Source organism: Paenibacillus sp. JT22N1 (genome assembly GCF_059692155.1).
Map to the genome: position 1 here is coordinate 117,809 of NZ_JCAUAW010000015.1, position 10,691 is coordinate 128,499.

The following is a 10,691-nucleotide window of genomic DNA, read 5'->3' on the forward strand; positions in this document are numbered from 1 at the left end:
GAACATATCGCCGCGATGTGAAATGATCGACTTCCCTTTGGCGTTCCACACGCTGAGTGTCACGTCCCGCAAGGAAAGTCCTTGCAGCTCACGGCTGCGGATAAAAGCTTCCTTCGAGGTTAAAGGCACCTCGGTCGGGAACAACTGCGTGATGGTGTGCCCACCAGCTTCGGCCCAAGCATAACCGTCTCCTGTCGAGCCGGTATGCGGGACAGAGCATCCGCCGGAAGCAATGATGACAGCTTTGCTGTTCATCGTTTCGCCGGAATGCAGACGAACGCCTTGGACGCTGCCGTCCTTGTATAAGACCTGTTTGACCGGACTATTCGTCCGGATCTCAACACCTTGCCTGCGAACTTGGCCGATCAACGCGTCTACGACGGTTTTGGCCTTGTCGCTGATGGGAAACATTCGACCGTTGTCTTCTTCCTTCAGGCGGATGCCGAGATTTTCAAAGAAATCAATGATATCCTTGTTGCTGAAATGAGTTAAAGCACTATATAGGAAGCGCCCGTTGCCTGGAATATGCTTGATCAATTCATCCATATCTTTGTTGTTCGTTACGTTGCATCTGCCGCCGCCGGATATCCCGAGCTTACGCCCCAGCTTGTCCCCTTTATCCACCAAAAGCACCTTCGCGCCATCCATACTCGCGGCAATGCTGGCCATGAGCCCAGCGGAACCGCCGCCAATTACAATTACATCATATGTCATCCGAATAAAGCCCCTACATCGCATATTTTGACACCATCATAGCATGCAAGGCGTGTCTAGTTCAAAGTAGGAGGACAGTCAGATCTCGGATTATATGAGTTTTAACAGGAAATACAGTAAAGATGCACACAGGTTGTGGATAACATGTTGATAAAACAGATTATTTTGTGAATAAATTGTAAGGGTTCTGTGGGTAAAGTGTAACTAAATGTGGACAAAGGGCGAAATCGAAAAAAGTAATGGCTATGACTTGTGTTTAATCGTAATACCTCAGGACACCATGTCCTGAAAGTGATAATGGTCAATGTGCATGTCCAGCCATCTTCTATTCAGAGATGCTTCTTTACCAAAGTAGTGCAGCTCCTGGTTCGTGGAGAGCACAATAGCTTCGCAAACGGAGGTGCGCTTGGCAAGCAAGGCAAACCCTTCCTCGACGCCGAGTTTACACAGTATTCTTGCCCACACTTGGCACTCAACCATATCTTGGCCAGCAACGGTGCACTGGACGACATCGCTGCCGGGGGTGGACATTTTATCCTCAAATGGACTGTAAGTGGACAGGGAGCCCTCCGGCATGGCGATGGCGCCTAGTTTGGCGTTCGCATTCCAAGGGTTTTGGATGCCAATGACCCAAGGGTCAAGATTCGTAGAGCCGCGTCCCCATACTGTGATATCCCCTCCAGCTAAGATGAGGCCTTGATCGAGCGACATGCTCTTCTGCATATATTCAGCTAGCCGTTTAATGGACCAGCTTTTTTCTATCCCTCTTAAATCGATGTTTGAATGACTGGGAAGCTTAATTGATTTCATAGCCGGATCTATTTCCCACTCTAATGAGGCAGAAGCTTTTCCAGGGCCCATTGACGTCCCTTTTTGTAGGAGAGGGTTATAGTTCCCCGCGGTTTTTTTTTGATAAGCCTCAGCAAGAAAAAGCACCTCTAACATCGTAGTAGAAACCATACAATTTTCACCGGCTAATGTATTCAGAAGACTGATTTCACTGTCGGCGAGAAAAGGGCTGAAACGCTTTTCCACACTTCGAAACCAATCGATAGCCAGCTTCTTAATGAGAGTACTTTCTTTCTCTTCACAGTGGAGCAGCATCTCGATATTAGACTCCATAGTTTGTAAATGAAACGGATGCAAGTACTGTGTGATACGCTCCATAAGGTTATCCTCATTTCTTTCGTGTCCTGAAGGTTATGAACCTATTATAGAAGCGTTAACTGAGATTCTATTGATAATTAGCTGAAAAATTACTGAAAAATCAAGCTAGGCGCTGAACTAGAAAGCTGCGATCTGGCTTATTCAGCAATGTCTCAGAATGCTTTCAAGAAACGCTCAGTGCGCATTCAGCTGGAATTCAGCATGGGTGGGTAAAGTTGTACCTGTAAACGAGGGACACGGAAGACGATCCCATCGACGAAGTTGTAAAGAGGAGTGCAATAAAAGATGACTACATCAAAAAGCAGAAAAATCGATTATATTCTCGTGGCGATAGCATTATTAGCGGCTTTTCTTAACATGTTTAACATTTGGCAGGACCAGACCGTGAATGGGTATTACACCGCGGCTGTAACGAGTATGCTGCAAAGCTTTCATAACTTTTTCTTTGCTTCCTTCGATCCGGCCGGATATGTGACGGTGGATAAGCCGCCGGTTACGTTTTGGATTCAGACGATAAGTGCGTATGTATTCGGGGTGCATGGTTGGAGTGTGATTTTGCCTCAAGCGTTGGCGGGGGTTGGTTCGGTGCTATTGATGTACTTCCTTATTAAACCTACGTTTGGCAAAATGTCAGCCCGATTGGCCAGTCTCGCCTTTGCTTGTACCCCGATCGCCGCGGCGGTTAGCCGTACGAATAATGTCGATAGTATGCTGGTTTTCACGCTCGTGCTAGCAACATGGATGCTGTTTCGCGGTATTCGCGGCAACAAGTGGGGTTGGGTTGTAGGCGCGTTTGCTATGATCGGTGTGGCTTTTAATATGAAAATGCTTCAAGCCTACATGGTCATTCCGGCTTTCTATTTGTTCTACTTATTCGCAAGTAAAGTGAACTGGAAAAGCAAGCTGAAGGTACTTACAGGCGCTTCGGCTGCACTTATCGCCCTATCTTTATCATGGGCAGTCATCGTAGATTCGATCCCGGCGGACAAACGTCCTTATATGGGAAGCAGTCAGACGAATTCTGTGCTGGAGCTTGCCTTTGGCTATAACGGTGTTTCCCGTTTGACGGGTAATCAAGGACCAGGTGGGGGCGGAGGTGGCGCCAGACCGGACGGTGGCCAAATGCCGCAAGGAGATGGCGGCACCCAAGATGGTACGAATGCTGCAAGCGGCGATGGTTTAACCCAAAACGGCAGCAGAACGGATGGTTCCAGCGCGATGCAGGACGGTCAGGGCGGTCCCGGAGGATTCCCGGATGGCGGTGGACCCGGCGGAGCCCCAGGTGATAGAAACGGTGGCGGTGGTGCATTCAATACCGGAACAGCAGGGCCTCTGCGATTGTTTCAATCGGCACTTTCCGGTCAAATTAGCTGGCTCATTCCTTTCGCAGCTTTTGGCGTTCTCGCTCTGTTAATAGGTATTCGCAGAAAAAAACCGATGACTGTCAAACAGTTTGAAACTTTATTCTGGTTAGCATGGCTGCTCCCAGCAGCGGCGTTCTTCAGTGTTGCAGGCTTTTTCCATCAGTACTATTTGATCATGTTGGCCGCACCGATCTCGGCTTTAGTGGGAGCTGGTTGGACTGAGCTTTGGAACCTTTACCGTGATAAAGCTTATTGGAAAATATGGCTGTTACCCGCAGCAATCGCGGTGACGACAGCTTTCGAGCTGTACATTATCACGCCTTATAATGGTCAAATTGGCGCAGGACGGGCAATCGGTGTAGGCGCGGCCGGAGCCGTTGCAGCCCTGATCCTTGTGCTCGCTTCTAAGAAAGAGAAACTCGCTCATTCGACAGCTATTCTCGGGTTGTTGGTCTTGCTTGCAGCGCCTCTGTATTGGGCTGCGACACCGCTCCTTTATGGTGGAAACAGCATGCTTCCTGAAGCTGGACCGAGCTTGAAGCAAGGCTCAGGAATAGGTGGTTCCCGCATGGGGGGATCGAGCAACGTGAACACGCAATTGTTAGATTACGTGACCAAGAACAACACAGGGGAAACATACTTGTTCGCTGTCTCTAGAGCGACGGAAGCTTCTTCTTATATTATACAAACTGGCAAAGCGGTGATGGCGATGGGCGGATTCTCAGGCTCTGACCCGATTCTCACGGTAGATAAGCTGAAAGAAATGGTTCAGAACAAAGAAATTAAATATTTCCTGCTCTCTTCTGGCGGTTTTGGCGGCGGCGGTACTAGTTCGGAATTAACGACTTGGATCAAAGCGCACAGTACCGAAGTTCCGAAGAGTGAGTACCAGTCAACTACACAAACGCAGCAAGGTGAGCAAGACCAAGTTTCAACGCAAGATGGGCAAGCCCAAAATCAGGAAATTGATAGTGGCATGAGTGAAGGTCGAGATGGTCAAGTTGGTCGAGACGGACAAGGCGGACCTATGGGTGGTGGCATGAATGGCTCCGGAACGCTCTACGAAATCAATGTTGATTCCCTATAATTCCAAGCAAAAATGAAGGAGGAAACACTATGACTGAGTATGTACGCTATTCCGTTGTCATTCCTGTGTTCAATGAGGAAGCTGTTATTCAAGAAACATACCAGCGGTTGAAGCAAGTGATGAATCGAACCGACTCTTCATATGAGCTGCTGTTTGTCAACGATGGAAGTCGCGACAATTCAGCCGCGATCATCCAAGGCTTCAGTGCAAAAGACGAACGTGTTAAACTCATTAATTTCTCTCGCAACTTCGGTCATCAAATCGCGATTACAGCGGGCATGGATTATGCAAGCGGAGATGCGGTCATCGTCATTGACGCCGATCTCCAAGATCCGCCCGAGCTTATCCTGGAGATGATTGCGAAGTGGAAAGAAGGCTATGACGTTGTCTACGCCAAACGTACGCAGCGCAAGGGTGAGACCTTCTTCAAGAAACAGACAGCGCATTTGTTCTACCGCATCTTACAGGCGTCTACGGATATTGTCATCCCTGTGGATACAGGCGATTTCCGTCTCATGGACCGCAAGGTTTGCGACGAAATGAGCCGGTTAACGGAGAAAAACCGCTTCGTCCGCGGCCTTGTTTCTTGGGTCGGCTTCCGCCAAACAGCCGTCGAATATGTGCGAGATGAGCGCGCCGCTGGGGAAACCAAGTATCCACTAAAGAAAATGCTCAAGCTGTCGATGGACGGAATCACTTCATTTTCGATCAAACCATTGAAGTTGGCTACTTATCTCGGAGGTATGCTTTCTATTTCGGGCCTGGCTTACTTAGTGGTCATCATTTATCTCAAACTATTCACAGAAAGCGCTGTGGCAGGCTGGAATGGAATTGCCATTATGCAACTCTTCTTTAGCGGCTTTATCTTGATCATTCTTGGCCTAGTCGGTGAATACACTGGACGCATTTACGATGAATCCAAAAGCCGCCCTTTATATATTGTTCGCGATTGTCACGGCATGAAGAAAAAAGAAAGAAGAATCAAGAGAATCGTATAAAGGAGTGGTATAAGATGAAAATTAAAAAAGCCGTCATACCAGCAGCGGGATTGGGTACCCGCATACTACCAGCGACAAAAGCACAGCCCAAAGAAATGCTGCCCATTGTTGATAAGCCGGCCATCCAATACATTGTCGAAGAGGCTGTACAGGCTGGAATTGAAAGCATTTTGATCGTTACAGGTCGCAATAAAAAGTCCATTGAGGACCATTTTGATAAGTCAGTCGAGCTGGAGCAGACGCTTTTTGAGAAAGAGAAGCTGGAGCTGCTGAGCGAAATTCAAAGCATTTCGAACATGGCTAATATCCATTATATTCGCCAAAAGGAGCCGCTTGGGCTGGGTCATGCCATTCTTTGTGCCGAGCCTTTTATCGGGGACGAACCTTTTGCTGTACTGCTTGGGGATGACATCATGAATTCCGAGACTTCCGCTTTACTGGAGATGATGCAGGTTTTTGAAGCAACGAACAAGCAGGTTGTCGGTGTACAGCAAGTTCCGCAAGCTGACGTGAGCAAATACGGAATTATCGCGGCAGTCGCGCAGCATAATCGTACGTACCACGTTAGCGACTTGGTCGAAAAGCCTTCTCCGAATAACGCTCCATCAAATATGGCGATTATGGGTAGGTACATTTTGAAACCATCCATATTCGAAGTCTGCAAACGATTGAGCGAGGAGCGGGGAACGAGTATCAGCTGACGGACGCTCTGCGCAAGATGTGTCTGCAGGAAGGACTGATGGCGCTTGAACTCAAGGGAGATCGCTACGATATCGGAGATAAATTCGGATATATGAAGGCGATTGTGGAGCTGGGGCTTCAAAGAGAGGAGCTTCGCCCGCAACTGCTGGCGTATCTGGATATCCTTTTGCAGAAAGAATTGGGGAAGGAGAAGCTTCGAAAGCGAGTCGTGTGACTGAATAGGCAGGGATAAGAAGTCGGGTCCGCGCACAGGGTCCGGCTTATTTGTTTGGAAGTTGAACATTCAGCAACCTTTCAGCAACCACTCAGATTGCTTTTAGGGAGGATATGGGATACTGACTGTAGAAAACGTGTACAATGAACTTCGGGGGGACTTAAACTATGCGCCAATTAAAAGGTATCAAAATTCTGCTTGTCGATGACGAGCCTCATATTCTAGAATTTCTGGAGTTAGGTTTGACGAATGAAGGGTTTGAAGTGATGACGGCACAGGACGGGATTAGTGCGATCACAGCATGCAATAAGTTTCAGCCGCATATCGCTATTCTGGATGTGATGATGCCGGGGATGGACGGATTCGAAGTTTGTCGAATGATTAAGAAGACAGAAAATGTCGCAGTTATCATGCTGACGGCTAAGGATGAAGTCGATGACCGGGTCAAGGGACTTACGCTTGGGGCCGATGATTATATGATTAAGCCGTTCAGCTTTGAGGAGCTGCTTGCCCGTATCTATGCACGAATTCGCAACCATTTCCCGAATTTGTTCGGTGAAGTGATCATTGGACCGCTTCGCATGGATGATCGACGTAAAGAAATTAGCTTATATGATAAGGTTTTGGAGCTATCCCCAACGGAATACGAACTGCTCAAATTTATGTCGATAAACCACGGACTTGTTTTAAGTAAATCGATGATTCTCGATAAGGTGTGGGGCTATGATTTTGGAGGCGAAGAGAACATCGTCGAGGTGTACATTCGCTCCTTGCGCGATAAGCTAGGCGATAAAGAACATAAGCTGATCCGCACGATTCGCGGCGCAGGCTATAGGATGGATTTAACATGAAAAGGCGGGGCCGGTTTGCCGAGCATTTTGTTACCGGTTCGCTAAAATTCCAGTTACTATCGCGGTCTTTATTGGTGATGTCTGTGTTATTGCTGCTGATTGGTGTATTCCAATATATTTTCATGCAGCAATTTCTGTATAAGAACAAGGCGGAAACGATTCGCAACCAGCTTGCGACGTTACCTCCCAATACGTGGCAGCGAGCAGGGGACTTTCCGGATCGAGGCCAGAATCCTTTTATGCCCAGACGAGAATCTAGCGGTAGTAACCGTTCGGACAATACGGGTGGAGAGTTTCCACGAATTTTCGTTCCTGATTTATCCCTTGCTTTGATCGATAGTGAAGGGACTTACAAGCAGTTGTCTTCAGAAAATGGTTCCCCCCCGTTGCAGCTTACGAAGGAGGAATATCAGGAATTATTGAAATCGAAAGAGAAGCCGGGCTACCGAATCATGAAGGATAAGGATGGCAATGAACAGTTGATTGTCTTTCATCAAGTTCGAGAGAGATCCCAAGGCGTACAAGGACTTATTCAAGCGAATACAAGTACAGGACCGATTAAGGATTTGCTGCTCCGTCAGTTGTTCACCTTTTTACTATTGTCCATGACTGCATTGGTTGTAGGGCTACTTGGATTTCTGCCCGTATTAAGGCGGACGTTGGTACCACTTTCTAATATGGTGGATACGGTAAAACAAATCGATTCAGGTAATCTGGGTGAGCGGTTCCCTGCGCATCAGGGGCAGGTGGAGATTGACCGGTTATCGACTTCTTTCAATAGTATGCTAGAGCGATTGGAGTTTTCTTTTGAGGCGGAAAAAGAGGCAAAAGAGCAAATGCGCCGCTTCGCTGCGGATGCCTCGCACGAGCTTCGTACACCGCTGACCTCCATTCATGGCTTTCTGGAAGTGCTGCTTCGCGGAGCGTATCAACAACCGGAGCAACTGCTGAAAGCGCTGAAGAGCATGCACGGCGAATCCGTGCGTATTAATAAGCTAGTTGAAGACCTGCTGCTGCTTGCTCGGTTGGATCGCACGCCATCTTTTCAGAAGTCGGAAGGTCTGCTCGATGAGATGCTGCATGAGATGGAGCCCCAACTTCGTCTACTGGCAGGAGGCAGAAAAGTTACTTTTACGCTGGAGCCCCAGATCCGTTGTCTATATGATCCCGATAAAATCAAGCAGGTCATTCTCAACTTGTTTCACAACGCAGTTCAGCATACGCACCCGTTGAACGGTGAACTAGGGCTTTCGTTAGCAAAGACCGACGCAGGTGTGGAAATTGCTGTTCATGACAATGGGCCAGGTATTGCACCTGAGCATCTCCCTCATTTGTTTGATCGGTTCTATCGAATCGATTCCTCTAGGGCACGAAGGAGCGGCGGTGCAGGGTTAGGATTGTCCATCACTCGATCCATTGTGGAGCTGCATGGCGGAACGATTGAGGTTTATAGCACAGTAGGTGAAGGTAGTACATTTAAAGTGCTGCTGCTTCCATAGAATGAGAGGGCCTTATCTCGACGTGATGTCGGGGTAGGGCTTTTTTGTATTTTTTATAAATAAAGGAATGGCTGAAAGCTTGGTTTTAAGACGGAGGAAGTGAGAAGAAAATGGTATTTGGTCCTGCTCGTTGACTATATTCAACAGCTCTATGGTATACTTAAAGCATACTAACTGATCGGAAAGGTGGCCAATTTCCATGAGTGTGAACCGTGAAGAATTGAAGCGAATGATCGATTTTATACCCGAACAGGACGCCGTAGAAGTTCTCGATTTTATTGGTTATCTCAATATGAAGCGAGAACGTGAAGTTGCTGAACAGTTGAACGTCGATGTGCTTAGTAAGGATGAGGATCTTATTCGACAGGTTCAAAAGAGTCGAGAAGATCGTGAAAATGGACGAATATATAACCAGCAGACAGGTCTCGATTATCTTCGTATGAAGGTAGAGGAGTTAGAGCGTGGATAAAGTTTATAAAGTAAACTGGTCACAAACTGCTCTGAATGAACTAGCTGGAATACGAGCTTACCCTCCCGATGTGAAAGAAAAAATTTACTTAGACTCGTTCACACGGCTTACTTTTACACCCTCTTTAACTGCTAAACAGATACCGTCTGGTATATTAAAAGGCTATTGGGCAAGATTGGGACTATTCCAAGTCATTTTGGTATTCGAAGTTAAAGAGGAAGAATCAGTTGTCTGGATAGATGGAATTAAACATAAGCGTGAAGATTTTCACTGGAAACAAAAGTGATTGAACCTCCCTATCCGAGCGGAGGTTTTTTCATTTGGGTATATAAAGTTCTATTCTCGCTTTCAGCAAACCTTCAGAAACCTCTCAACTAACATTCAGTTCAAATTAAGATGAGATTCAGCTTAGGCGTCTATACTTGGTTTTGTAAGGAAGAAACAAAAAAATAAAGAAAAAGGTGGAAACAAATTATGAAAAACATCGGCAGAAAAATTCTTACAGGTTCATTGGTAGCTTCTTTTGTACTCGGAGTTGGTTTTGTTGGAGCCTTACATAATCAAGCATATGCAGATACGGTGACAGGCACGTCAACGAGCACATCAACTCAAAATGCAGGACCTGGAGGCAAAGGTCGTGGAGATTTCGGAGATCGTGGTGGCTTCAAGGGTGCGAACGTGGTCAAAGAAACAGCAACAATCCTAGGCGTTGAGGAAAGCGTCGTACAAGACGCATTGAAAGCGGACAAAACATTAGCTGCATTTGCAGAGGAAAAAGGACTGGCGAAAGCAGACTTTTTGCAAAAGCTAGTCGCAGCAGAAACCGCTTCGATTACAGCTGATGTAACAGCGGGCAAAATGACACAAGCGCAAGCAGATACGGTTCTCAAAGGTCTAACTGATCAATTGACGAAGCGCATTGAAGCGAACGGGTTCAAAGGCGGAGATGGCGGTCGCGGTGGCATGGGTAAAGGTCACGGCAGCAACCTTGTAGAGCAAACAGCAACAATTCTGAGCGTGGAGCAAAGTGTTGTGCAGGATGCTTTGAAAGCTGGCAAAACATTATCGGCTTTTGCAGTGGAAAAAGGTTTAACGGAAGCAGACTATGTAGCTAAGCTAGTTGCGGCAGAAACTACTTCCATCAACGCTGAAGTTACAGCTGGGAAGATTACACAAGCGCAAGCAGACCAAATATTGACTGGCTTATCCGACCGATTGACAAAGCAAGTGCAAAGCACGCGTCCTGAAGGTGGTCGGGAAGGTAGAGGCGGCGGTCATGGCGGCCCTGGCGGTGGGCAATTTGGGAACGCTGAAGTGCTGACGCAAATTCTGGGCATCACGCAAGATGAGCTGAGAACGGAACTAGAAGCGGGCAAATCGATCTTGGATGTTGCTACAGCTAAAGGCATCAGTGAAGATGATCTCGTTAGCAAAATCAAAGACGGAATGACGGATTCCATTAAGAAGCATGTTGAGCAAAAAGGAACTGATCGTAAGCGCCCAGTAGGCACGCCGTCTGCGAATACAACAACACCAACAGCAACTCCGGCTGCAACGAGCTAAAAATGAATTGAAGGAAGCTGCTCGCTATGCGGGCGGCTTTTTTTGTCGTCTCAGTGAAATAGC

General features: G+C 47.3%; 8 protein-coding genes and 2 pseudogenes. 8 read left to right on the top strand and 2 right to left on the bottom strand.

Features of this window, described 5'->3' with window-relative positions; translation table 11 throughout:
* Nucleotides 1-3: 3 nt before the first annotated feature.
* Nucleotides 4-714, bottom strand: a pseudogene (locus tag AC58UU_RS26880) (aminoacetone oxidase family FAD-binding enzyme); the annotation flags it as partial.
* 270 nt (nt 715-984) lie between these two features.
* Nucleotides 985-1,881, bottom strand: a complete 897-nt coding sequence (locus AC58UU_RS26885; RefSeq protein WP_497320251.1) for an FAD:protein FMN transferase — start codon at nt 1,879-1,881, stop codon at nt 985-987.
* Nucleotides 1,882-2,166: 285 nt separating this feature from the next.
* On the opposite strand from AC58UU_RS26885, the gene AC58UU_RS26890 reads away from it, so the two are divergent.
* From AC58UU_RS26890 to AC58UU_RS26925, 8 genes and pseudogenes are all read left to right on the top strand, one after another.
* Nucleotides 2,167-4,332, top strand: a complete 2,166-nt coding sequence (locus tag AC58UU_RS26890) for an ArnT family glycosyltransferase (protein ID WP_497320252.1) — start codon at nt 2,167-2,169, stop codon at nt 4,330-4,332.
* Nucleotides 4,333-4,361: 29 nt separating this feature from the next.
* Nucleotides 4,362-5,330: a glycosyltransferase family 2 protein gene (locus AC58UU_RS26895; RefSeq protein WP_497320254.1), complete on the top strand. Its 969-nt coding sequence runs from the start codon at nt 4,362-4,364 to the stop codon at nt 5,328-5,330.
* A 14-nt stretch (nt 5,331-5,344) separates the two neighbouring features.
* Nucleotides 5,345-6,246 (top strand): annotated as a pseudogene (gene galU / locus AC58UU_RS26900) (UTP--glucose-1-phosphate uridylyltransferase GalU).
* A 167-nt stretch (nt 6,247-6,413) separates the two neighbouring features.
* On the top strand, nt 6,414-7,097 hold the full coding sequence (locus AC58UU_RS26905) for a response regulator transcription factor (RefSeq protein ID WP_497320256.1): 684 nt from the start codon (nt 6,414-6,416) through the stop codon (nt 7,095-7,097).
* Nucleotides 7,094-8,596 carry a sensor histidine kinase gene (locus AC58UU_RS26910; RefSeq protein WP_497320257.1) on the top strand — a complete coding sequence of 501 codons (1,503 nt, stop codon included), beginning with the start codon at nt 7,094-7,096 and terminating at the stop codon, nt 8,594-8,596. The genes AC58UU_RS26905 and AC58UU_RS26910 overlap by 4 nt, the downstream gene beginning before the upstream one ends.
* Before the next feature lie 199 nt (nt 8,597-8,795).
* Entirely contained in the window at nt 8,796-9,065 is a 270-nt protein-coding gene (locus AC58UU_RS26915; RefSeq protein ID WP_497320259.1) for a hypothetical protein, read from the top strand.
* Nucleotides 9,058-9,351, top strand: coding sequence for a type II toxin-antitoxin system RelE family toxin (locus AC58UU_RS26920; protein ID WP_497320260.1), 294 nt, complete (start codon nt 9,058-9,060; stop codon nt 9,349-9,351). Before AC58UU_RS26915 ends, AC58UU_RS26920 begins: the two co-directional genes overlap by 8 nt.
* A gap of 188 nt (nt 9,352-9,539) precedes the next feature.
* Complete coding sequence (locus AC58UU_RS26925; protein WP_497320262.1) at nt 9,540-10,628, top strand: hypothetical protein; 1,089 nt, start codon at nt 9,540-9,542, stop codon at nt 10,626-10,628.
* The last annotated feature ends 63 nt before the right edge of the window (nt 10,629-10,691 follow it).

What these genes read in the sequence shown, in the direction of transcription:
- AC58UU_RS26885 (WP_497320251.1), bottom strand. Translation starts at nt 1,881, where the DNA reads ATGGAGCGTATCACACAGTACTTGCATCCGTTTCATTTACAAACTATG.
- AC58UU_RS26890 (WP_497320252.1), top strand. Translation starts at nt 2,167, where the DNA reads ATGACTACATCAAAAAGCAGAAAAATCGATTATATTCTCGTGGCGATA.
- AC58UU_RS26895 (WP_497320254.1), top strand. Translation starts at nt 4,362, where the DNA reads ATGACTGAGTATGTACGCTATTCCGTTGTCATTCCTGTGTTCAATGAG.
- AC58UU_RS26905 (WP_497320256.1), top strand. Translation starts at nt 6,414, where the DNA reads ATGCGCCAATTAAAAGGTATCAAAATTCTGCTTGTCGATGACGAGCCT.
- AC58UU_RS26910 (WP_497320257.1), top strand. Translation starts at nt 7,094, where the DNA reads ATGAAAAGGCGGGGCCGGTTTGCCGAGCATTTTGTTACCGGTTCGCTA.
- AC58UU_RS26915 (WP_497320259.1), top strand. Translation starts at nt 8,796, where the DNA reads ATGAGTGTGAACCGTGAAGAATTGAAGCGAATGATCGATTTTATACCC.
- AC58UU_RS26925 (WP_497320262.1), top strand. Translation starts at nt 9,540, where the DNA reads ATGAAAAACATCGGCAGAAAAATTCTTACAGGTTCATTGGTAGCTTCT.